Below are 22140 nucleotides of genomic sequence, written 5' to 3' on the forward strand. Positions count from 1 at the left end.
CCACTGCCATGACCGCCGCTACCGATCCGTTGATCTCCCTGTCGCACTACTACCTGCCGGTGTACAAGCCCCGCCAGGTGGTGCTGGAGCGAGGCCAGGGCGCCCGCGTGTGGGACAGCCAGGGCCGCGAGTTCATCGATCTGGCCGCCGGCATCGCCGTGTGTGGCCTGGGCCACAACGACCCGGACCTGGTGGCCGCGCTGGTCGAACAGGCCGGCAAGCTGTGGCACACCAGCAACGTCTTCTACAGCGCACCGCCGCTGCACCTGGCCGAGGAACTGGTGCAGGCCAGCCGCTTCGCCGAGCGCGTGTTCCTGTGCAATTCCGGCGCCGAAGCCAACGAAGTGGCCATCAAGATGGTCCGCAAGTGGGCCTCCAGCCAGGGCCGCCCGGCCGACAAGCGCGTCATCATCACCTTCCGCGGCAGTTTCCACGGCCGCACCATGGGTGCGGTGACCGCCACCGCCCAGCCGAAGTACCAGGAAGGCTACGAGCCGCTGCCCGGTGGCTTCCGCTACATCGACTTCAACGATGAAGTGCAGCTGGAAACGGCGATGGCCGCCGGCGATGTGGCTGCGGTGATGCTGGAGCCGGTGCAGGGCGAGGGCGGCGTGATGCCGGCCAAGTCCGGTTTCCTCAAGCGCGTGCGCGAGCTGTGCGACCAGCACAATGCGCTGCTGGTGCTCGATGAGATCCAGGCGGGCATGGGCCGTACCGGCACCCTGTTCGCGCACTGGCAGGATGACGTGGTGCCGGACATGGTCACCCTGGCCAAGGCACTGGGCGGTGGCTTCCCGATCGGCGCCATGCTGGCCGGCCCGAAGGTGGCTGAAACCATGCAGTTCGGCGCCCACGGCACCACCTTTGGTGGCAATCCGCTGGCCGCCGCCGTGGCCCGCGTGGCGCTGCGCAAGCTGGCCTCGCCGGAGATCGCCGCCAATGTCAGCCGCCAGTCGAAGGCGCTGCGCGATGGTTTCGACCGCATCAGCGAAGAGTTCGGCGTGTTCAGCGGCGTGCGTGGCCGCGGCCTGATGCTGGGCGCAGTGCTGAGCCCGGCCTTCGCCGGCCAGGCCGGTGCCATCCTCGACCATGCCGCCGACCAGGGCCTGCTGACCCTGCAGGCCGGCCCGGACGTGCTGCGCTTCGTGCCGTCGCTGAACATCACCGACGAAGAAGTGGCTGAAGGCCTCAAGCGCCTGCGCGCCGCGATCGCCGCGTTCGTCGCCGCGCGCTGATCCTGGCGCTGGTGCTGAGAAACCCCTGTAGAGCCGAGCCGATGCTCGGCTCATCGCGATGTCAGGACAGCAGCCGAGCATGGGCTCGGCTCTACAGGATCGCGTAGCGCTTCAATACCTTCCCCAGCCCGCGCCCATCACGCACGGTTTCCGCGTGCAGGCCGGCCGCGCGTGCGCCGCGTACGTTGGCGAACAGATCATCGACGAACAGCGTGTGCGCGGGCGCTGCGCCCAGCAGATCAAGCACGCGGGTGAACGCCGCCGGCTGCGGTTTGCGCAGGCTGGAATCCGCGCTGCAGAACACCCGCCCGTGCAGCGCCGGGAACAGGCCCGGCACCAGGCCGGGCAGCGCCTGCACCATCAGTGCACCGTTGTTGGTCAGTACCGCCATCGGCACCTGCAGGTGCTCAAGCCGCTGCAGCACGGCCTGCTGCGGATGGCTGGCGGCCTGCCGTGCAGCGGTCCAGGTCTGCGCATCCACGCTGCGGCCCAGCCGTTCGCCCAGTTGCGTCAGGTAGGTCGCGCCATCCAGCGCGCCGCTATCGTGCGCCGCTTCCAGCCCACTGTCATACAGCGCCGCCTGCACCGCCTCGGCGGTCACGTCCAGCGCGCGCGCCAGATGCAGCACGCGCTGCGCGCGCTGGTACTGCACCAGCACGCCATCCACATCCAGCAGCAACAGGTCGATGCGCATCGGCCGAGCATGCCACTGCAGTGAATGCCGCGAAACCCCGCCACGCCCGTGCGACAGACGGTCGCAGCCGGCACCGCACAGGGCTGCCTAGAATGGGGGCCGAACCTGCAGGAGACGCGATGATGAAGGCTTGGACGGTAGCGGTGGGACTGGGCGCGCTGATGCTGGCGCCGTCGGCGATGGCTCGCGTGTGTGCGGTGAATATCGACAGCACCGACCAGATGAGCTTCAGCAGCAGCCAGATCAAGGTGGCCGCCGATTGCACGGCCGTCGATCTGACCCTGCGCCATACCGGCAAGCTTGCAGCGACCGCCATGGGCCATAACTGGGTGCTGACCCGCACGGCCGACTACCAGCCGGTGGCGATGGCCGGCATGCGCATGACCCTGGCCGACAGCTATCTGCCGAAAGCCGACAAGCGCGTGCTGGCGCACACCAAGGTGATCGGCGGCGGCGAATCCACCCGCGTGCGCTTCTCCACCCAGGGCCTGCAGAAGGGCGGCGATTACACCTTCTTCTGCTCGTTCCCAGGCCACTTCGCGATGATGAAGGGCAAGTTCGTCTTCGGTTGATTGCAGCCACGCATGGCGTGGCTCTACTGGGGGAACGGTGCGCGCAGCTTGGTAGATCCACGCCATGCGTGGATGCGGTGCCCTGGCAATGCCTGGTAGATCCACGCCATGCGTGGATGCCGTGCCTCGGCAATGCCTGGTAGATCCACGCCATGCGTGGATGCGGTGCCCCGGCAATGCCTGGTAGATCCACGCCATGCGTGGATGCGGTGCCCCGGCAATGCCTGGTAGATCCACGCCATGCGTGGATGCCGTGCCCCGGCAATGCCTGGTAGATCCACGCCATGCGTGGATGCCGTGCCCCGGCAATGCCTGGTAGATCCACGCCATGCGTGGATGCCGTGCCCCGGCAATGCCTGGTAGATCCACGCCATGCGTGGATGCCGTGCCCCGGCAATGCCTGGTAGATCCACGCCATGCGTGGATGCCGTGCCCCGGCAATGCCTGGTAGATCCACGCCATGCGTGGATGCCGTGCCCCGGCAATGCCTGGTAGATCCACGCCATGCGTGGATGCGGTGCCCTGGCAATGCCTGGTAGATCCACGCCATGCGTGGATGCCGTGCCTCGGCAATGCCTGGTAGATCCACGCCATGCGTGGATGCGGTGCTACGGCGGCGCCAACCAAGGTTGGCACCCACCGGCCACCATGGGCTCAGCCCTTGGCAGCCTTGAACGCCACGCGGGCGGCAGCCAGGGTCGCTTCGATCACGGCATCATCGTGCGCGCTGGACATGAAGCCGGCCTCGTAGGCCGACGGCGCCAGGAACACGCCCTGGTCCAGCATGGCGTGGAAGAAGCGGTTGAACGCGGGGATGTCGCAGGCGGTGGCCTGGGCATAGGTCTCCACCTTTTCGCTGGTGAAGAACAGGCCGAACATCGCGCCCACACGGGTGGTGGTCACCGCCACGCCCGCTTCCGCCGCCGCCGCTTCCAGGCCCGCGCACAGGCGTGCGGTACGCTCGGCCAGGTCATCGTGGAAGCCTGGCTGCGACACCAGCTCCAGCATCGCCAGGCCGGCGGCCATCGCCACCGGGTTGCCGCTCAGCGTGCCGGCCTGGTAGATCGGGCCGGCCGGGGCGATCTGCTGCATCAGCTCGCGGCGGCCGCCGTAAGCGCCCACCGGCATGCCGCCGCCGATGATCTTGCCGAAGGTGCTCAGGTCCGGGGTGATGCCGTAGTGCGCCTGCGCACCGCCCAGGGCGACGCGGAAGCCGGTCATCACTTCGTCGAAGATCAGCAGCGCGCCGTACTGCGTGCACAGCGCACGCAGGTGTTGCAGATAACCGTCGCGCGGCGGAATGCAGTTGGCGTTGCCCACCACCGGCTCGATGATCAGGCCGGCAATCTCGCTGCCCTGCGCCTCGAACAGCGCGGTGGCAGCGTCGAAATCGTTGTACGGCAGGGTCAGGGTCAGTTCGCTCAGGCCGGCCGGCACGCCCGGCGAGGTCGGCACGCCCAGGGTCAGCATGCCACTGCCGGCCTTGACCAGGAACGAGTCGCCGTGGCCGTGGTAGCAGCCTTCGAACTTGACGATGCGGTTGCGGCCGGTGGCGCCACGGGCCAGGCGGATGGCCGACAGCGTGGCTTCGGTGCCGGAGTTGACCATGCGCACCATCTCGCACGACGGCACCAGGCGGGTGATGGTCTCGGCCATGGTCACCTCGGCCGCGCAGGGCGCACCGAAGGACAGGCCGTTGTCGATGGCCTTCTTCACCGCCTGGCGCACGGCCGGGTGGTTGTGGCCGACGATCATCGGGCCCCAGGAACCGACGTAGTCGATGTAGCGGTTGCCGTCGACGTCGTACAGGTAGGCGCCATCGGCGCGCTCGACGAAGAACGGTTCACCGCCGACCGATTTGAACGCGCGCACCGGCGAATTGACGCCGCCGGGCAGCAGCTGCTGGGCGCGGGAGAACAGGGCGTGGGACTGGTCGTGGTTCATGGGGACTTTCCTGGGTGTTACGCGAACTGGGCGAGGAAGGCGCGCTGGGTCGCGACCGGGTCCTGCGCGGCATAGATGCCACTGACCACGGCCACCAGGTCGGCGCCGGCGTCGATGATGGGACCGACATTGTCCGGCGTCAGCCCGCCGATCGCCACCCGCGGCACGCCCAGTGCGGCGCTCTGCCGCAGCAGGTCGGCATGGGCGCGGCTGCTGGTGACCTTGGTGGTGGTGGGAAAAAAGGCGCCGAAGGCCACGTAGCTGGCGCCGGCGGCCACGGCCTTTTCGGCGTTGGCCAGCTGGTCGTAGCAGGATGCGCCGATGATGGCGTCCTGGCCGAGCAGGGCGCGCGCGCTGGGGATGTCGCCGTCGGTGCCGCCCAGGTGCACGCCGGCCGCGCCGACGGCCTGGGCCAGTGCCGGGTCGTCGTTGATGATGAGGGGCACGCCGTGGCTGGCGCACAGCGCCTGCAGGGCCGCAGCCTGTTCCTGCCGCAGCACATCGCTGGCGGTCTTGTTGCGGTACTGCAGCCAGGTGGCGCCGGCGGCCAGCAGCGGCGCGGTACGCGCCAGCAGGCGGGCGGTGTCGGGTTCATCCGGGGTGATCAGGTAGACGCCGCGGGGCGCCGGGGAAGCAGAAGTCATCGATGGCTACCGGTGAGTGGGCCGCGATGGGACAATGGCAGCCCGTGAATCCAGCCCTGATTATCCGATGATCGATGCCACCCCCACCACCTTGCGTACCTGGATGTGCGTGGTCTGCGGCTTCATCTACCGTGAAGCGGACGGGCTGCCGGAAGAGGGCATCGCCCCGGGCACGCGCTGGGAAGACATTCCCGAGACCTGGACCTGCCCGGATTGCGGGGTGACCAAGGACGATTTCGAGATGGTCGAGATCGATTGATCGCACGGGCTGCCGGGCATCGCCCGGCGCTACCGATATGAACCGGCCGCTGCGAAAGCGGCCCGACGCAGCGCGGTAGAGTCGAGCTTGCTCGACTGAAGTATCCATGGCAGTCGAGCAAGCTCGACTCTACTCAATGCAGCCGTGGCATCGGCCCGCCCAGATCGATCAGCTTCTCGCGCAGCCACTGCGCATCACTGGCCTCGGGGTTGCGGCGCAGGTACTGGCCCAGGTCGTGGCGGGCGCCCGCCACGTAGTCCAGCTGCAGGTAGGCCAGGCCACGATCGCGCAGCGCATCGTCCTGTTCCGGGGCCAGCTTCAGCAGGCGGTCGGCACTGCGCGCGGCGCGGTCCCATTCACTGGCTTCGGCGTAGACGCCGTGCAGGTTGCGCAGCATGCGGATGAGGATGGCGCGGCTGGGCGCCGGGTCCAGGATCTGTGCCAGCACCTGGTCGTCCGGGGCCTGCCCGCCGAGGTGTGACTTGGCGCGCTCGCGCAGCTCATCCACATCCAGCGGACGCCCGCCATTGAACGGGTCCATCACCAGCACGCCGTCGTCCACCGGCAGGCGCACCAGGAAGTGGCCGGGGAAGGACACGCCGTCGAGTGGAATACCCAGGCGCCGGGCGACTTCCATCTGCACCAGGGCCAGCGAGATGGGATTGCCCAGGCGGCGCTCGAATACCTGGTTGAGGTAGCTGTTGCGCGGGTCGTAGTACTCCTGGTGGTCGCCGCTGTAGCCCAGTTCGTCGAACAGGTGGCGGTTGACCGCGGCCATCTTCAACGGCCAGCGCTCGATGGTGTCCACTTCCGCGCGCAGGTGGTCGACATGGCTCTGTACCAGCGCGTCGTACACGCCGGGCTGCAGGTCGGGGTATTCATCGCGCGCGATCAGCAACGCGGTTGGCAGCAGTGGCAGCGCCTCGTCATCGAGGTCGGCCAGTGCATCCCAGTCGGGGAGTGTGATCCGGTCCTGCATGTTCACAGACTGGCGGCATTCGCAAGCGGTTTCAAGCGGTGTGGCGTGAAAAGAACATCGCCATGAAGAAACGGGGGCAGAGCCCTTTCGCAGGCGAAAGGGATCCGACCCCGGGTTCCGATCGCGGGTGCCGGGCGCAGCCCGGCCGACCCTTATTTTTCGATGCCGGGGCCGAAGCCCAGCTCCGTGCCGTCCTTCAGCTTCAGCTTCTCCGCCTGCCCGGCGTTGAGCTCCAGCACGTACCGCGCCGGGCCGCCGCTGGGGTAGGGCGGGCACATGTCGCCGGCCGAGCACGGCGGCACGTCGCGCTGCTGGCTGACCAGCCTGCGCTCGCTGTCGAAGTACAGGATGTCCAGCGCGATCTTGGTGTTCTTCATCCAGTACGCCTGCATTTCCTCGCGGTCGTGGATGAACAGCATGCCGTGGTCGACCGGCATCTGGTCGCGGAACATCAACCCGCGCGCACGGGTTTCATCATTGGTGGCCAGCTCCACCTGGTAACGGGCGCCGTCCAGCTCCACCCAGTGGCGGGCGGCATCGGTGGCGCAGCCGGTCAGGGCCAGCAGGGGGAGGATCAGCAGCGAGCGCAGCGACATGTCAGCGTCCTTGGCAGCGAATCAGAGCACGACCGGCGGCTCGCCGCCGACGATCACCACATCGGCGCGACGGCGGGCGAACAGGCCCACGCAGACCACGCCCGGCAGCTGGTTGAGCTCGCGCTCCAGCTTTTCCGGATCGGTGATCTGCAGGTTGTGGATGTCCAGGATCTGGTTGCCGTTGTCGGTCACCACGCCCTCGCGCCAGGTCGGCTGGCCGCCGGTCATGTCGCGGATCTGTCGGGCCACCAGGCTGCGCGCCATCGGGATCACTTCCACCGGCAGCGGGAACCGGCCCAGCACCGGCACCTGCTTGCTGGGATCGACGATGCAGACGAAACGCTCGCTGGCCTCGGCGATGATCTTTTCGCGGGTCAGCGCCGCGCCACCGCCCTTGATCAGGCACTTGCCCGGATCGCACTCATCTGCGCCGTCCACGTACAGCGACAGGGTGCCGGTGTGGTTCAGCTCGATCACCTCGATGCCGTGCTGCTTCAGGCGCGCGGTGCTCTGTTCCGAACTGGACACCGCGCCCTTGATGCGGTGCTGGATGCGGGCCAGCGCATCGATGAAGTAGGCCACGGTGGACCCGGTGCCGACCCCGACGATCATGCCGTCTTCGACGTATTCGATGGCCTTTTCGGCGGCCAGGCGCTTGGCTTCGGACATGGGAAAACTCTCAGGCAGGGAATCAGGATTTCTTTTCCAGCGACAGCAGCAGCTTCCACTGCGCGGCCGTCACCGGGAACACCGACAGGCGGTTGCCCTTGGCAACCAGCGGGAAGCCCTCGCCGAGCTCCTCGGCGTGCAGCTTGATCTCGTCCAGCGTGATCACCTGCTTGAGCTTGCGGTCGAAGGCGACGTCCACCAGCATCCAGCGCGGGTTTTCGCGCGTGCTCTTGGGGTCGTGGTAATCGGATTTCGGGTCGAACTGGGTATCGTCCGGGTAGGCCGCGCTGTGCACCGTGGCCAGGCCGACGATGCCCGGCACCTTGGTATTGGAGTGGTAGAACAGGATGCCGTCGCCCACCTGCATGCCATCGCGCATGAAGTTGCGCGCCTGGTAGTTGCGGACCCCGTTCCAGGGCTCGACCTTCACCTTGGCCAGGTCATCGATGGAAAAAGCGTCCGGTTCGGACTTCATCAGCCAGTAGCGCTTGCGGGCGGTCATGCGTTCACAGGGGCAGCGGAGGGGAACAGGGTGCCGTCTTCGGTGCAGATCGCATCCACCGGCACGTCCCACGACGCCACCGGCAAGGACTCGACCTGCTGCACCGCGAACGCAGCACCGACCAGCCAGGGCGGCGCCGGCCGGTCGTGGCGGAAGGCGAAGCTGCGATCATACCAGCCGCCCCCCATGCCCAGCCGCCGGCACTGCGCGTCGAAGCCGACCAGCGGGGTCACCACCAGGGCCATCTGCGCCGGTTCCAGGGTGTCTGCCAGCGCCACGTCCGGTTCGGGAATGCCGTAGCAGTTGCTGGTCAGCGGCTGGCCCGGGCGCCACGGTGCAAAGCGCAGTACATCGCCGGCCAGCACCGGCAGGCAATAGGCCACGGTGTCTGGCAGCTGCAGCTGCCAGCGGTGCAGGGCAATCTCGCCATCCAGCGCCCAGTAGCCGGCCACCGGGCCGGTGCGCGGGGCGAAGGGCAGGGCGAGCAGGGCATCGGCCAGTGATTCGGCGGCGGCGATGCGCGCGGGCGCGGAAAGATCGCGGCGGCGTTGCCGCAGGTCGTGGCGCAGGGCCTGTCGCGGGTCGGTCATGGCAGCGTGCGGCGGGGGAACAGCCGTCATTGTGCCGGAAAGAACAAGGGCGACGCCCGAAGACGCCGCCCTTGCTGGAATATTGCATTCTCCGCAATGTCGATGCATGCGAAACGACCTTGAACCCGGGGGCTCAAGTGGGAACGCTGGAGTACCATCGGGCTTCCCGCTACAAGGCGGACCTGCACTCCCGGCGCTGTCGCGCTCCCGGTGTCGTTCTTAAGGGACAAGGCGAATGTTTGCACATGCCGTCGAGTACCGCAGAGAACGCGTGGCCATTATAGCCAGCGTGCACGATCTGGATAGGCCGTTCGTCGGCAACAGTCCGTGCCAATTCAGATATGAGAAGACGCGTTGGGCGCGTTGCTCACACGCTGCTATCGATCGCGCGGTCCAGGCGCCGGTTCAGATCGGCCAGCGTCTGCTGCAGGGCCACCGCCTGGCGCGCGTTCTCGTCGCGCAGCAGTTGCAGCTCATGGGCCAGGTTCAGTGCGGCCAGCACCGCCACCCGATCGACGGCGGCCATGCGGTTGCTGCCACGGATTTCGCGCATGCGTGCATCCAGCAGGCGCGCGGCGGCCATCAGGCTGTCGCGTTCATCGCCGCCCACGCCCACGGTGTATTCACGATCGAGGATGCGGACACTGACCGGTTCGGCGCTCATGTGTGCTGCTCCAGGGATTTGAGCCGGCTGATCATCGCTTCCACCCGCGAGCGGGCCTGTTCGTTCTTGGCCAGCAGGGTGGACCGCTCGGCCACCAGCTGTTCCTGCTGGTGGCGCAGGCTGCGGTTCTCCTCGGCCAGGCGCTGGTTGCGCTCCAGCAGCGCTTCCACGCGGGCGGCAAAAGCCTGCAGCTGGGCAAGGGGGTCGGCGGGTTCCATGCCGCACGATAGGCAAGCCGGGTGAGGGCGGTCAAGCGTTGTCGCAGCAGGGCCGGACTGCCACGGGGAGGACCCGGTTGGGTTGCTACACTACAGGGCTCACGGGCGCGCGCGTGCGCGCCCCGGGGTTTCCCTTACGAACGAGCCGCACGATGACCGAACTTCCCTCCGTCGACGACGTTTCCCGCGCCAGCCAGGAACTGGGCCTGGGCGCCACCGCTGCCGAGCTGCATGGCGGCCTGTGCGGCTGGCTGGCCGCCGGCGGCGCCCCCGGCAACGACTGGCCGGCCCGCGTGCTGGCCGACGACAATCTGGCCCCGGTCGCCCCCGGCAGCGCGCTGGCGCAGCTGCTGGAAGCCACCATCAAGCAGCTGGAAGACCGCGATTTCGCCTTCGAACTGCTGCTGACCGACAACGACGACGTGGCCGCGCAGGCCGATGCCATGTTCAGCTGGACCCGTTCGTTCCTGGGTGGCTTCGGCCTGGGCAGCGGCGGCCGCCGTCCCACCCTGTCCGAAGAGGGCGAGGAAGCGCTGACCGACATGGCCAGCCTGGCGCGTGCCTCCAGCGAGGATTTCGAGGCCGGTGGCGAGGACGATGACGAGGCGCTGTCGGAAATCGAGGAATTCATCCGCGTGGCGGTGCTGCTGCTGCACGGCGATGTGGTGCTGGCCGCGCGCCACCGCCAGCGCCTGAACTGATGGATATCAAGCAGCGCACCGGCATCGCGGCCGGCGAGTACAAGCGTCGCCGCCGCCAGCTGATGGACATGGCCGGCGACGACGCGATCCTGGTGCTGCCGGCCGCATCGGAGAAGGTGCGCAGCCTGGATACGCATTACCCGTACCGGCAGGATTCGGACTTCCAGTACCTGAGCGGCTTCCCCGAACCGGAAGCGGTGCTGGTGCTGATTCCCGGCCGCCGCCACGGCGAGGCCATCCTGTTCTGCCGCGAGCGCGACGCCGAGCGCGAAGCCTGGGACGGCGGTCGTGCGGGCCAGGACGGCGCGGTGGCGCAGTACGGCATGGACGATGCCTACCCGATCGACGACCTGGACGACATCCTGCCGGGCCTGCTGGAAGGGCGGTCGCGCGTCTATTACCACTTCGGCCGCGATGCGGACTTCGACCTGAAGCTGATCGGCTGGGTCAACCGCGTGCGCTCGCAGGTGCGCCACGGTGCGCAGCCGCCGCATGAGTTCCTGGAACTGGGGCATCTGCTGCATGAGCAGCGGCTGTTCAAATCCGGTGCCGAGGCGGCGCTGATGCATCACGCCGCGCAGATCAGCGTGCGTGCGCACCTGGCGGCAATGCGCGCGGCGAAGGCGGGCATCCACGAGTACGAACTGCAGGCCGAATTGGAGCGCGTGTTCCGCGCCAGCGATGCGGTGCCGGCCTACAGCAGCATTGTCGGAGCCGGCCGCAACGCGTGTATCCTGCATTACCGCGACAACAACGCACGTTCGCGCGATGGCGAGCTGGTGCTGATCGATGCCGGGGCCGAGTACCGCGGCTACGCCAGCGACATCACCCGCACGTTCCCGGTGAATGGTCGCTTCAGCGCCGAGCAGCGCGCGCTGCACGACCTGGTGGGTGACGCGCAGGCGGCGGCGCTGGCCCAGGCCAAGCCGGGCGTGCCGTACGAGACCGGTCATCTGGCGGCGGTGCAGACCCTGACCGAGGGCTTGCTGCGGCTGGGCCTGCTGAAGGGCACGCTGGAAAAGAACCTGTCCGAAGGCCTGTACCAGCGCTTCTACCGGCACAAGACCGGGCACTGGATCGGCCTGGACGTGCACGACGTGGGCGATTACCGCCTGGCTGGCGATTCACGCCTGCTCGAACCGGGCATGGCGTTCACCATAGAACCGGGGCTGTACATCGGCGTGGATGACACGACGGTGGAACCGCGCTGGCGCGGCATCGGCATCCGCACCGAGGATGACGTGCTGATCACCGACGATGGCCATCGCGTGTTGACTGAAGGCCTGGCGCGCAGCGCTGACGAGATTGAAGCGGTGATGGCGGGTTGAGGGTTTCTGGGTGGCAGGGCTTGCAGCCCTGCACCTGCTCAATGCAACGGCCAGAGCCAGAGCCAGAGCGGCTTTCCGTGGGATGGCGGGGCGGTGTGAGTGGTCAGGACACGCCGTAAACCCTTCCATGGGGGCTCGTAGGCGCCATCCATGGCGCCTGCGGTCCTGCCCACCCACACCGCCCCGCCTTCGACAGTTGGCCGGCGGCCAGTAGATCCACGCCATGCGTGGATGATGCACTTCTGTAGAGTCGATCCATGCTCGACTTGCGCGCGAAGCGCGGGATTTTCCCGGTGAAAAGCCGCCGAGCATGGCTCGGCTCTACATTGTTCTGCGTGGCTGGACGCGCACGGGAACTGTCACAGGCGGGGGAGGATGGGTTCACGGCGTGTCCCGCAAACCCACCTTGCCCGGCCAAGCGCGGCTTTCTGAACCCAGCGCCCAGCCACGAGGGGCTCAGCCGTTGGCCGCAGCAAACTCCGGCCGCGTCAGGTTGTCCGCCTCGCCCCCGGTGCACAGCACTTCGTCTTCAATGCGGATGCCGCCATACGGGCGGAAGAAGTCCACGCGGTCCCAGTTGACCGCATCGCCATGGCCGGCTGCCTTCACTTCATCCAGCAGCATGTCGATGAAATACAGGCCCGGTTCGATGGTCACCACCATGCCCGGTTCCAGCACGCGGGTCAGGCGCAGGTAGGGGTGGCCGGCCGGGCGCTCGATGCGGCCGCCTTCTTCGCTGGCCGCAAAACCGGCCACGTCATGCACCTGCAGGCCGATCAGGTGGCCGATGCCGTGCGGGAAGAACGCAGCGCTGACGCCGGTTTCCAGCGCGGTCTGCGGCGAAACCCTGATGACGCCGAAGTCCTTCAGCACGCCCATCAGCGACAGGTGCGCATCCACGTGCAGCTGCTTGTAGTCGAAGCCGGCACGCACCGCCGCACACATCTGCTGCTGGGCAGCGTCGACGGCTTCGATCATCGCGGCGAATTCGTCGTGGCCCTTGGCCGCGTAGGTGCGGGTGATGTCGCTGGCGTAGCCGTGCGCGCTGGCGCCGGCATCGATCAGGAAGCTGCGCAGCGGCTGCGGCGCGGTGCGGCCCAGTTCGGTGTAGTGCAGCACGGCGGCGTGTTCGTTCAGGGCCACGATGTTGCCGTAGGGCAGTTCGCTGGCATCCTGGCCGACGGCCTGGCAGTAGGCCATGTGGATGTTGAATTCATCGGCACCGTTGCGGAAGGCGGCCTCGGCGGCGCGGTGGCCGCGCACGCCCAGCACCTGCGCCTGGCGCATCAGGGCGATCTCATGCGGCGTCTTGCAGGCGCGGTGCCATTCCAGGTAATTGACCACCGGTGCCGGATTGTTCGGCACGTAGGCGCCCAGCGTGCTCTGCGGCTCACCCAGGATCGCGCAGCGCGACGGGTCGGACGGCAGCAGGGCCAACGCGTCTTCCGGCTTGCGGATGATGTGGATGTCGAAGTGTTCCACCCACCAGCCGCTGGGCGCATCGGGCACCACGTGCCAGTAGTCGAACGGCTGGTGGAAGATCACCGCCGGGCGCTTGCCGGGGGTGAACACCACCCAGCTGTTGGGCACGCGGGTGAGCGGCAGCCAGGCCTTGAACTGCGGGTTCACCGCATACGGGTAATCGCGGTCGTCGAACACGTGGTAGTGCAGGGTGCCGCTGGGCACCACCAGGTGGTCGAAGCCGCCGCGGGCCAGCGCCTGTTCGGCGCGTCGGCACAGCACGGCCAGGTGGTCGGAATACAGGGCGCCGGGGTCTTGCTGGATCATTGCGGTGGCTCGACACGGAAAACGGCCTTAGATTCTGCCGCATACGGCGAAAAACCGCTGTGCTGGAACCGGCACTCAGCCTGTCGAAACCGGCGTCTCGTCGCTGTCCTCGCCGATCCAGTGGCGCAGCAGCTGCCGATGTTCGCGCGACAGGGTCAGGAAACGGAAACCCGCCCAGCTCTGCCCAGGCGCGTGCGCCGGCTCGCTCCACAGCAGGTGCACGCCCACGTCGATCGCCTCGCTGCGGCCATCGGCCATCGCCAGCGGGAACCGGAACTGGTACAGCGCATCGTCGCGCAGGGCCGTGCTGGACAGCATCAGCATGCCGGTCTCGGACACATTGCCAAGGCGGCCCACTACGCACTCGCGCATCTGGTCGGTCACCGGGACCAGGTCGGCCACCTGGCGGCGTGGTGCGCGGCGGGTGTCCTGGGGCGTCGGCTGGTTCATGCGGTGTGATCCTGGCTGAAGCGGCCGGCCAGGGCACGCAGAGCGGACAAGCTGGCCTGCCAGGCGCGGTCGACCAAGCGGCCCTTTTCCTCGGTGACCAGCTGCGCGTGACCTGCACTCATCTGCCGGGCCAGCGCATCCATGTGGGTTTCGCCGATCTTCTGCCCGCGCGCGTTGACGAACAGCACGTGGCCGGTCAACAGGCTGTACCAGGACAGCCGCTGGCGGCGCATCGTGCCTTCGCCGCCGTCGATGTCGAACCAGCTGCCGAAGGGCAGGTTGGCCAGTTGCTGGTAGCAGGCTTCCTCAGCCTCGCTGCGCGGTGTGCTGTCGGTGGCCTGGCGCGGGCCTGCGTGCTCGCCCAGGCGCGCATGGGCCTTCAGGCGCGCGCTCAGTTCGGTGCGCGAGGTGCTTTCGTCCTCGCCGCCGGGCGTGGCCAGGCGGCGGGCGACCGCGGCGGCTTCTTCGGCGTGGTAACCGACCTGCAGCAGCGCCGCTTCCACTTCGGCAGCCAGCGGCGCGTCGGTGCTGGCGTCTTCGCCTGCGGCTTCGGCGGTGACCCGGGTGATCCGTTCGGTCTGCTGCAGGCGTTCCTGCCACTGTGGCGAATCCTCGCCGTGGCGCAGACGGGTAAGGGTGAGCGCATCGGCCCAGGCCTGGCGCAGCAGGGTCTGCACGAAGCGCGGCGGTGCCTGCCGGTCGCAGCACTGGTCGATCTGCGCGTTGGCCTGCTGGCGGGCCAGTTCCAGCCGTTCCTTGCCACGCGCGGCTTCGACATGGCGGCGTTCGGCCAGTTCGGCGCGGTGCGCGGCGGCGCGCTGGTGCTGCTGGATTTCCTCGTTGGCCGCGGCGAAGGCTTCGGGCGTGCGCGCATCCTGGCCGAGCAGGTTCTGCACGCTCTGCGCCAGACGCTGCAGCAGCTGCGGGTCCAGGTCGTCATCGCCAAGCCAGCTGGCGCCGGCTTCGGCCACATGGTTCAGCAGTTCGCGGGCCGGATGTTCGTCGCGTACGAAGAAGCCGGGGTCGGCCATCGCTGCGCGTGCCAGCGGAATCTGCAGGCGGGCGAGCAGGGCGGCGGGGACCGGGTCCGGCCGCTGCTGCTGCTGGACCTGCTGCAACAGCATGCGCAGCAGATCCAGGTTGTCGCGGTCGTGGCTGCCCAGGCTGGCCTGGGCACCGTGTTCGTTGCGCAGCTGGGCAACCACGGCGGCCTGCAGGTCGGTCACGCTGGTGGCGGCGCTGGCCTGGCCCTGCAGGCGCGCCAGCACCGCATCGACGCTGGCGCTGGGTACGGCGTTGGGGTCGCTGGGCGGTGCCGGGGTGCGTCGTGCCTGTTGCAGCAGTTCGTGCAGCACGGTGCCGGCGGGAACATTCAGGCCCGGCGACGGGCTGCCGGCCTCGGCCAGGGCGTCCTGCATCATGCCCGACCACGAGCCGGCGGGGGCCGAACCGCCCCAGCCGGTCATCGGTGTCAACGCAGGCGCTTGGGTACGCGGCGGCGGCCGCCCGCTGCGGCCGGCACCGACCGACTGGGTGATGACCCGGCGCGTGGTGGCCGAACGTGCCAGGTAAGGCGTGTACACCAGGCCCGGCAGCACGCCGTGCTGCGCCAGCAGGGCATTGGCGCGGTCCAGGGTGTCGCCCAGTCGTTCCAGCACCTGGCGTTCGAAGCTGCGGTAAAGCGGCAGCTGGATCTCGACGGCCAGTCCATCCCGTTCGGCCAGCCGGCGCACCAACGCGCACAGGGCCTGCGGGCCCAGCGGCAGGGTCTCGGTGTCGAAGGCCGGCGCAGCGGCCAGCACGCCCAGGCGCTGGCCCAGCAGGTTCAAGGCATTGGCCGACCGCTGGTTCTCACGGCGTACCATCTCGGTCAACAGCAGGTTGCGGTCGACTTCGTGTTCGGCCACCAGGCTCAGGCCCAGCATGCCGGGCAGGGGCGGCGGTACCGCTGCCGGCGCTGCTGGCGCAGGGGGCTCGCGCAGTCGCGTGAGTGCCTCCGATACCGCCTCCAGCATGCGTTCGCTGAAGTTGCCTGCAAACGCGTGCAGTTGCCCGCGCTGGGCCAGCAGGTCGGCCTGCTGCTGTGGATTGCGCGCATGGTCGGCGTCGTGCAGCAATGCCTGCTCCAGCGCTTCGATGGTCAGCAGGAAGGGGGCGGCCAGCGTGTGGTGGCACAGGCCGACCAATGCGCCCAGCAGCTCGCGAACCCGCGGTGGCAGGTCGGTGGCAGCCAGGCGCGCGGCGTCGGCAGGAGGCGGTGGAAAAGCAGCAGACATCAGCGAGGGGGTTCCGGATTCCCGCGGATCGATGGACGAATCTACCGTGTCGGCCGGTGAAGGCGCTACTTGAGAGACGATATGGGCGACGTCTGCCGGCCAGCGGCCGGCACTACCACGCTGTCATCCGGCAGCGCCGGGCCATGCCCGGCGGCGGTGCTGCAGCAGACTCAATCTTCCAGGAACAGGCTCACCACATCGTTGGTGAAGCGGCGGCCCAGTTCGGTCGGTTGCACGTGGTCGCCGGCCAGCTGCAGCCAGCCGCGCTGCACGGCTTCGGCCAGCGGGGCATCCAGCACGCTGCGCGGCAGGCCGGTGCGCGACTCGAAATCGCGCAGGCCGAAGCCCTCATGCAGGCGCAGCAGGTTCAGCATGTACTCGAAGGGCAGGCGCTCGGCGGCGATCACTTCGTCGCCACCGAACGAGGCCGGGGTGCCGGCGCTGTCCAGGTAGGCCTGCGGGTGCTTCAGCTTCCAACGGCGCAGCACATGCTCTTCGGCGCCCGAACTGATCTTGCCGTGCGCGCCGGCACCGATGCCCAGGTAATCGCCGAAGCGCCAGTAGTTCAGGTTGTGTGCGCTCTGCCGGCCCGGCCGGGCATAGGCGCTGACCTCGTACTGGCCGAAGCCGGCCTGCGCCAGCAGCGTCTGGCAGTGTTCCTGCATGTCCCAGGCATTGTCTTCATCGGGAATGCCCTGCGGCGGCCGCGCGAAGAACACCGTGTTCGGTTCCAGGGTCAGCTGGTAGTGCGAGATGTGCGCCGGCTGCAGCGCGAAGGCGCGTTCCAGGTCGGCCTCGGCACCGGCCAGGGTCTGTTCCGGCAGCGCGTACATCAGGTCGATGTTGAAATTGTCGTAGCCCGCGTCCTGGGCCATCTTCACCGCGCGCTCGGCTTCGCCGCTGTCGTGGATGCGGCCCAGGCGCTTGAGCATGGCATCGTCGAAGCTCTGGATGCCGAAGCTGAGGCGGTTCACGCCGGCGGCGCGGTAGCGGTCGAAACGGCCGTGTTCGGCGGTGCCCGGGTTGGTTTCCAGGGTGATCTCGGCATTGGGCGCGAAGCGCAGGCGCGCGCTGGCCTGCTGCAGGAAGCGGTCGATCGCTTCTGGCGGGAACAGGCTGGGCGTGCCGCCACCGAAGAACACGCTGTGCACCACCCGGCCCCAGACCAGCGGCAGGTCCTGGTCGAGGTCGCGCAGCAGGGCATCGATGTAGGCCTCGAACGGCAGCTCGCCCTTGGCCTGGTGCGAATTGAAATCGCAGTACGGACATTTGCGCACGCACCACGGCAGGTGCACGTACAGCGACAGCGGCGGCGGTACCAGGCGCGGTGCGGTGTCGTGAGCGTGGTCGCCGGAACAGGCTTCGCCGGGCAGGTGGTTGCAGTGGTCGTGGGCGTGCGGCATGGGCTTCATCGGTAGTGCCGGCCGCTGGCCGGCTTCCCTTGGGTAATCAGATAGGCGTCAGAGCCAGGTGGCCAGCTGCTGCTTGAGCTGCTGCAGGGCGGTGGCGCGGTGGCTGATGGCATTCTTCAATGCCGGCTCCATTTCCGCAGCGGTCAGGCCGTGGCTGGTATCCAGGAACACCGGGTTGTAGCCAAAACCATTCGTGCCGCGCAGTTCGCGGATGATCTGCCCTTCCCAGCGGCCTTCGCAGATCAGCGGCTGCGGGTCGGTGGCGTGGCGCAGCAGCACGATGACCGCATAGAAGCGGGCACTGCGTTGGCCATCGGGCACCTCGGTCATCGCTTCCAGCAGCTTGGCGTTGTTGGCTGCGGCATTGGTCGGGTGGCCGGCGTAGCGCGCGCTGTACAGGCCGGGCGCACCGCCGAGGGCATCGACGATCAGGCCCGAATCATCGGCCAGTGCCGGCAGGCCGGTCGCCTCGCAGGCCGCGCGTGCCTTCAGCAGCGCGTTCTCGACGAAGGTCAGGCCGGTTTCCTCCACGTCACCCAGGCCCAGTTCGGCGGCCGAGGTGATCTGCAGCGGCAGGTCGGCGAGGATCTCCTGCATTTCCACCAGTTTGCCGGCGTTGTGGCTGGCAAGCACAAGCGTCTTCATCAGCGGGGCTCCAACAGGTCCCAGGTGTTGCCGTACAGATCGCGGAACACCGCGACGGTGGCATAGGGTTCTTCGCGCGGGGCTTCCAGGAACTCGACACCGGCGGCGACCATCGCCGCGTGGTCGCGGTGGAAATCGTCGGTGTTGAGGAAGAAGCCGACGCGGCCACCGGTCTGGTTGCCGATGCGGCTGCGCTGTTCCTCGTTGCTGGCGCGGGCCAGCAGCAGGGCGGCAGCGCTGCCGTCGGTCGGCCCGACCACGACCCAGCGCTTGCTGCCCTGGTCGATGTCGTCCAACAGGGCGAAGCCGAGCTTGCCGGTGTACCAGGCAATGGCTTCGTCGTAGTCGGCCACCACCAGGGTGGTCAGGGCGATGCGGCGGTTCATGCCGACAGCGCCGCCTGTTGTGCGGCCAGCAGTTCGCCCACACCCTTTTCGGCCAGGCCCAGCAGCGCGTCCAGTTCATCGCGGCGGAAGGCATGGCCTTCGGCGGTGCCCTGCAGTTCGATGAAGCCGCCACCGTCGTTCATCACCACGTTCATGTCGGTGTCGCAGTCGCTGTCTTCGGCGTAATCCAGATCCAGCACCGGGGTGCCGCGGTATACGCCCACCGAAACCGCAGCCACCGCGCCCAGGATCGGGTTGCGCTTGATGTCGCCGCGCTTCATCAGCACGTTCACCGCATCGACCAGGGCCACGTAGGCGCCGGTGATGGCGGCGGTGCGGGTGCCACCGTCGGCCTGCAGCACGTCGCAGTCCAGGGTGATGGTACGTTCGCCCAGCGCGTTGCGGTCCACGCAGGCGCGCAGGCTGCGGCCGATCAGGCGCTGGATTTCCAGGGTGCGGCCGCCCTGCTTGCCACGCGCTGCTTCACGGTCGCTGCGGGTGTGGGTGGCGCGCGGCAGCATGCCGTATTCGGCGGTCACCCAGCCTTCGCCCTTGCCACGCAGGAAGCCCGGCACGCGGTTTTCCACGCTGGCGGTGCACAGCACGCGGGTTTCACCGAAGCACACCAGCACCGAACCCTCGGCATGGCGGGTGAAGCCGCGTTGGATGACGACCGGGCGGAGCTGGTCGGGCTGGCGGCCACTGGGGCGCGAATCGGACATGGTGCGGGTTCCGTAAGGGCAGGGGAGTACGCCGCCGTGCCCGCGACCTTGACGGGGCGGGCAGGGGGGCTCAGGTGAGGGCGCTAGGGTACCATTCCCCCTTTGCACGCACCGGACACATTCCATGATTCGAAGCATGACCGCCTATGCCGGCGGCGAGCGCGTCACCCCGTGGGGCACGCTGGGCTGCGAGCTGCGCTCGGTCAACCACCGGTTCCTGGAAGTGGGCACGCGCCTGCCCGAGGAACTGCGTGCGCTTGAACCGCAGCTGCGCGAGCGCATCGCTGCGCGCCTGAGCCGCGGCAAGCTGGACCTGGTCATGCGCCTGCGCGCGCCGGAAGGTGCTGCCAGCCTGCAGGTGAACGAAGCGCTGCTGGGCCAGCTGGGCCAGCTCGCGCACCGCCTGACCTCCGATTTCCCCAACCTGCAGGTCAGCTTCACCGAGCTGCTGCAGCTGCCGGGCGTGACCCAGGGCGAGGCCGCCGACGCGGCGGCCCTGCAGGCCGAGGCGCTGTCGCTGCTGGACCAGGCGCTGGACGGCTTCGTTGCTGCCCGTGAGCGCGAAGGCGACAAGCTGGCCGCCGCCATTGCCGAGCGCGTGGACGGCATCGAGCGCATCGCCAACGACGTCCGCACGCTGATTCCGGCCATTCGCGACGGACAACGCGCCAAGCTGGCCGCCCGCCTCGCTGACCTGCCGCATCCGGTCGACCCCGGCCGTGCCGAGCAGGAACTGGTGATGTGGCTGCAGAAGCTGGATGTGGACGAGGAGCTGGACCGCCTGGGCAGCCACATCGCCGAGATCCGCCGCGTGCTGAAGCAGCGCGAGCCGGTGGGCCGCCGCCTGGACTTCCTGCTGCAGGAGTTCAACCGCGAAGCCAATACGCTGGGGTCGAAGTCGGTGGACAGCCGCACGTCCAATGCCGCCGTCGAGCTGAAGGTGCTGATCGACCAGATCCGCGAGCAGGTGCAGAACATCGAATGATGTGCAGCGGGGCGCCTTCGGGCGCCCTTTCTCATTGGGTCTGCTGGAGGCGGCTACGCATGGACGACGCGAACGATCCCCATCTGGCGATGCGCGCCACCGTGGACCTGCTGGATGAGGTTCTGGATGTCGCCGGGCTGGAGAACGACGCACGCGCCACGGCGGCGCTGGCCCTGGCCTTCTGCGACCGGCTGGGAAATCGCCTCGATGCCGATCAACGCGCGGCGGTCGACGCGGCGCGCTGCGACTGGAACCGGCAGGACAGGGCAGGGCGACGCCGGTGGCACGCTGTCCATGCTTCCCGGCTCGACCAGCAGCACGGCTTGAGCCCTGTTGACCGGCTGGTCTGGTGCAGCCTGGTCGACAACACCGGGCTCACCGGGTATTTGGGTGAGTCTCTGGTGCTTGAAGCGCTTGATGCCGGCCTGGGGCTGGATGACGTCGAGGCGGTGTTGTGCGGCTCGGTTCCGGGGTTCGCAGCGGCGAGGGCACGCCGGCCCCGCTGAGGGCGGGCGTTGCTGCGGCGGTGGGATCAGCCATCCCGGCCCGCTCTGTTAAAGTTGCGTGCCCGCACACCGGGGAGCCATCTGCCGGGCCTGGTTCCAGAATGTTCCGCGCAGCTCCCGCCGTGCTGGCGCGATCCGCCGCGCCGGTTCTGGAACATCGAGGATAAATTTTGCGAAATCAACAACTTGGGTTCCGCGCATGAGTGCCCCGTCCACCCCGTCGGCCGCCGTTGCGCGCGGCACGCTGTACATCGTTGCCGCCCCTTCGGGCGCCGGCAAGAGCAGCATCGTCAACGCCACCCTGGCGCGTGATCCGCAGATCGCCCTGTCCATCTCCTTCACCTCCCGCGCCATGCGCCCGGGTGAGGTGAACGGCCAGCACTACCATTTCGTCAGCGCCGAGACGTTCGAGGAAATGATCGCCGACGGCGATTTCTTCGAACATGCCTGGGTACACGGCGACTGGAAGGGCACCGCCCGCCAGTCGGTGGAACCGCAGCTGGCCGCCGGCCAGGACGTGCTGCTGGAAATCGACTGGCAGGGGGCGCAGCAGGTGCGCCAGCTGGTGCCGGGCACGGTGACGGTGTTCATCCTGCCGCCGTCCAAGCAGGCCCTGCAGGACCGCATGCGCAAGCGCGGCCAGGACAGCGAGGCGGTCATCGCCCAGCGCCTGGGCGCCGCCCGCGATGAAATGCTGCACTTCAACGAGTTCGACTACGTCATCGTCAACGAGGTCTTCGACACCGCCGTGGACGAGCTGTGCGCCATCTTCACCGCCAGCCGCCTGCGCCGGGAGGCCCAGAAGGTCCGCCACGCGGGCCTTATCCAGGCCCTGTTGACTCCCGATGCGGGCGCAACTGACTGATTCCAAAAGAATCGGGTGGGGGTTGGCTTGATTTTGTCCAGCCCCTGCCAGTACACTCCGTCCCCTTTCCCTCATTCGACTGAGCGGCCGACCGGTCGCCGGGAGCCCGTATGGCCCGCATCACCGTAGAAGATTGCCTGGAAGTCGTTAACAACCGTTTCGAGCTGGTCATGATGGCCTCCAAGCGTGCCCGTCAGCTCGCCAACGGCGTGCAGGCCACCCTGGACAACAGCGAGACCGAGGACAAGCCGACCGTGCTGGCGCTGCGCGAAATCGCCGCCCGCAAGATCGACAACGCGCTGATCGACGAAGTCGAGAAGGCTGAGCGTGAGCGTGCCGAGCGCGAAGCGCTGGAATGGGCCGCCGCTGAAGTGGTCGCCGACGAAGACATGTCCAAGAACGACGATTGATCGCATCGATCAAGGTCATTGCTGGATAGCCGAACAGCCCGCCCCGTGCGGGCTGTTTCGCATTCAGGATTTGCCGTAATCGACGCGCTGGCATAGGCTT

At 68.2% G+C, this 22140-nt stretch carries 26 protein-coding genes and 1 other RNA gene; 9 read left to right on the forward strand and 18 right to left on the reverse strand.

Going from position 1 to position 22140, the window contains the following annotated elements; translation table 11 throughout:
• The first annotated feature begins 8 nt into the window (after nt 1-8).
• Nucleotides 9-1235: an acetylornithine transaminase gene (locus ACM2ZB_RS19245; protein ID WP_313441451.1), complete on the forward strand. Its 1227-nt coding sequence runs from the start codon at nt 9-11 to the stop codon at nt 1233-1235.
• A gap of 91 nt (nt 1236-1326) precedes the next feature.
• Here the strand turns inward: ACM2ZB_RS19245 and ACM2ZB_RS19250 are convergent, their stop codons facing one another.
• Nucleotides 1327-1929: an HAD-IA family hydrolase gene (locus ACM2ZB_RS19250; protein ID WP_416056620.1), complete on the reverse strand. Its 603-nt coding sequence runs from the start codon at nt 1927-1929 to the stop codon at nt 1327-1329.
• Between the two features lie 122 nt (nt 1930-2051).
• Here ACM2ZB_RS19250 and azu point away from each other — a divergent pair, with 122 nt between their 5' ends.
• Complete coding sequence (gene azu / locus ACM2ZB_RS19255) at nt 2052-2501, forward strand: azurin (protein WP_416056621.1); 450 nt, start codon at nt 2052-2054, stop codon at nt 2499-2501.
• Between the two features lie 654 nt (nt 2502-3155).
• Here azu and hemL read toward each other — a convergent pair.
• Together hemL and thiE are read right to left on the reverse strand one after the other, a co-directional pair.
• On the reverse strand, nt 3156-4445 hold the full coding sequence (gene hemL, locus ACM2ZB_RS19260) for a glutamate-1-semialdehyde 2,1-aminomutase (protein WP_313441445.1): 1290 nt from the start codon (nt 4443-4445) through the stop codon (nt 3156-3158).
• 17 nt (nt 4446-4462) lie between these two features.
• Nucleotides 4463-5089 (reverse strand): thiamine phosphate synthase, encoded by a 627-nt coding sequence (gene thiE / locus ACM2ZB_RS19265; RefSeq protein ID WP_416056622.1) that lies wholly within the window; start codon nt 5087-5089, stop codon nt 4463-4465.
• A 34-nt stretch (nt 5090-5123) separates the two neighbouring features.
• Between thiE and ACM2ZB_RS19270 the strand changes: the two genes are divergently transcribed.
• Nucleotides 5124-5348, forward strand: coding sequence for a rubredoxin (locus ACM2ZB_RS19270; RefSeq protein WP_313441441.1), 225 nt, complete (start codon nt 5124-5126; stop codon nt 5346-5348).
• Between the two features lie 133 nt (nt 5349-5481).
• Here the strand turns inward: ACM2ZB_RS19270 and ACM2ZB_RS19275 are convergent, their stop codons facing one another.
• From ACM2ZB_RS19275 to ACM2ZB_RS19310, 8 genes are all read right to left on the reverse strand, one after another.
• Nucleotides 5482-6327 (reverse strand): SirB1 family protein, encoded by an 846-nt coding sequence (locus tag ACM2ZB_RS19275; RefSeq protein WP_416056623.1) that lies wholly within the window; start codon nt 6325-6327, stop codon nt 5482-5484.
• A 152-nt stretch (nt 6328-6479) separates the two neighbouring features.
• Nucleotides 6480-6923, reverse strand: a complete 444-nt coding sequence (locus tag ACM2ZB_RS19280) for a DUF192 domain-containing protein (RefSeq protein WP_313441437.1) — start codon at nt 6921-6923, stop codon at nt 6480-6482.
• A 21-nt stretch (nt 6924-6944) separates the two neighbouring features.
• Nucleotides 6945-7592 (reverse strand): ribose-5-phosphate isomerase RpiA, encoded by a 648-nt coding sequence (gene rpiA / locus ACM2ZB_RS19285; RefSeq protein WP_369040449.1) that lies wholly within the window; start codon nt 7590-7592, stop codon nt 6945-6947.
• Nucleotides 7593-7614: 22 nt separating this feature from the next.
• On the reverse strand, nt 7615-8094 hold the full coding sequence (locus tag ACM2ZB_RS19290; protein WP_416056624.1) for an EVE domain-containing protein: 480 nt from the start codon (nt 8092-8094) through the stop codon (nt 7615-7617).
• Nucleotides 8091-8684 carry a 5-formyltetrahydrofolate cyclo-ligase gene (locus tag ACM2ZB_RS19295; protein ID WP_416056625.1) on the reverse strand — a complete coding sequence of 198 codons (594 nt, stop codon included), beginning with the start codon at nt 8682-8684 and terminating at the stop codon, nt 8091-8093. Before ACM2ZB_RS19295 ends, ACM2ZB_RS19290 begins: the two co-directional genes overlap by 4 nt.
• An 84-nt stretch (nt 8685-8768) precedes the next feature.
• Nucleotides 8769-8954: non-coding RNA, 6S RNA (gene ssrS / locus ACM2ZB_RS19300), on the reverse strand.
• 97 nt (nt 8955-9051) lie between these two features.
• On the reverse strand, nt 9052-9348 hold the full coding sequence (locus ACM2ZB_RS19305) for a cell division protein ZapA (RefSeq protein ID WP_108750986.1): 297 nt from the start codon (nt 9346-9348) through the stop codon (nt 9052-9054).
• On the reverse strand, nt 9345-9566 hold the full coding sequence (locus ACM2ZB_RS19310) for a TIGR02449 family protein (protein WP_079223080.1): 222 nt from the start codon (nt 9564-9566) through the stop codon (nt 9345-9347). Before ACM2ZB_RS19310 ends, ACM2ZB_RS19305 begins: the two co-directional genes overlap by 4 nt.
• A 152-nt stretch (nt 9567-9718) precedes the next feature.
• Between ACM2ZB_RS19310 and ACM2ZB_RS19315 the strand changes: the two genes are divergently transcribed.
• Nucleotides 9719-10267, forward strand: coding sequence for a UPF0149 family protein (locus ACM2ZB_RS19315; RefSeq protein ID WP_108750985.1), 549 nt, complete (start codon nt 9719-9721; stop codon nt 10265-10267).
• Between the two features lie 5 nt (nt 10268-10272).
• The gene (locus tag ACM2ZB_RS19320) at nt 10273-11595 is read left to right on the forward strand and encodes an aminopeptidase P N-terminal domain-containing protein (protein WP_416058584.1); all 1323 of its coding nucleotides are present in this window, start codon (nt 10273-10275) and stop codon (nt 11593-11595) included.
• A 456-nt stretch (nt 11596-12051) separates the two neighbouring features.
• Here ACM2ZB_RS19320 and pepQ read toward each other — a convergent pair whose 3' ends face one another.
• The 7 genes from pepQ to rph form a co-directional block, all read right to left on the reverse strand.
• Nucleotides 12052-13383, reverse strand: coding sequence for a Xaa-Pro dipeptidase (gene pepQ / locus ACM2ZB_RS19325; RefSeq protein ID WP_416056626.1), 1332 nt, complete (start codon nt 13381-13383; stop codon nt 12052-12054).
• 75 nt (nt 13384-13458) lie between these two features.
• Nucleotides 13459-13833: a PilZ domain-containing protein gene (locus tag ACM2ZB_RS19330; protein WP_313442360.1), complete on the reverse strand. Its 375-nt coding sequence runs from the start codon at nt 13831-13833 to the stop codon at nt 13459-13461.
• Nucleotides 13830-16109, reverse strand: a complete 2280-nt coding sequence (locus ACM2ZB_RS19335) for a DUF1631 family protein (RefSeq protein WP_416056627.1) — start codon at nt 16107-16109, stop codon at nt 13830-13832. Before ACM2ZB_RS19335 ends, ACM2ZB_RS19330 begins: the two co-directional genes overlap by 4 nt.
• 170 nt (nt 16110-16279) lie before the next feature.
• Nucleotides 16280-17512 (reverse strand): radical SAM family heme chaperone HemW, encoded by a 1233-nt coding sequence (hemW, locus tag ACM2ZB_RS19340; protein WP_416056628.1) that lies wholly within the window; start codon nt 17510-17512, stop codon nt 16280-16282.
• Nucleotides 17513-17569: 57 nt separating this feature from the next.
• The gene (gene rdgB / locus ACM2ZB_RS19345; RefSeq protein ID WP_416056629.1) at nt 17570-18166 is read right to left on the reverse strand and encodes an RdgB/HAM1 family non-canonical purine NTP pyrophosphatase; all 597 of its coding nucleotides are present in this window, start codon (nt 18164-18166) and stop codon (nt 17570-17572) included.
• Complete coding sequence (locus ACM2ZB_RS19350; protein WP_200733228.1) at nt 18166-18552, reverse strand: VOC family protein; 387 nt, start codon at nt 18550-18552, stop codon at nt 18166-18168. Before ACM2ZB_RS19350 ends, rdgB begins: the two co-directional genes overlap by 1 nt.
• Nucleotides 18549-19274: a ribonuclease PH gene (rph, locus tag ACM2ZB_RS19355; RefSeq protein WP_005410889.1), complete on the reverse strand. Its 726-nt coding sequence runs from the start codon at nt 19272-19274 to the stop codon at nt 18549-18551. Before rph ends, ACM2ZB_RS19350 begins: the two co-directional genes overlap by 4 nt.
• A 124-nt stretch (nt 19275-19398) precedes the next feature.
• Here rph and ACM2ZB_RS19360 point away from each other — a divergent pair, with 124 nt between their 5' ends.
• The 4 genes from ACM2ZB_RS19360 to rpoZ all read left to right on the forward strand — a co-directional run bounded on the left by ACM2ZB_RS19360 (nt 19399) and on the right by rpoZ (nt 22040).
• Complete coding sequence (locus ACM2ZB_RS19360) at nt 19399-20259, forward strand: YicC/YloC family endoribonuclease (protein WP_416056630.1); 861 nt, start codon at nt 19399-19401, stop codon at nt 20257-20259.
• Between the two features lie 59 nt (nt 20260-20318).
• Entirely contained in the window at nt 20319-20765 is a 447-nt protein-coding gene (locus tag ACM2ZB_RS19365) for a hypothetical protein (protein WP_416056631.1), read from the forward strand.
• A gap of 199 nt (nt 20766-20964) precedes the next feature.
• Entirely contained in the window at nt 20965-21630 is a 666-nt protein-coding gene (gene gmk / locus ACM2ZB_RS19370; protein ID WP_324810385.1) for a guanylate kinase, read from the forward strand.
• A gap of 110 nt (nt 21631-21740) precedes the next feature.
• Nucleotides 21741-22040, forward strand: a complete 300-nt coding sequence (gene rpoZ, locus ACM2ZB_RS19375; RefSeq protein WP_005410877.1) for a DNA-directed RNA polymerase subunit omega — start codon at nt 21741-21743, stop codon at nt 22038-22040.
• Nucleotides 22041-22140: the final 100 nt, after the last annotated feature.

The sequence above is a fragment of the Stenotrophomonas maltophilia genome, from assembly GCF_047782825.1.
Lineage (GTDB): Bacteria > Pseudomonadota > Gammaproteobacteria > Xanthomonadales > Xanthomonadaceae > Stenotrophomonas.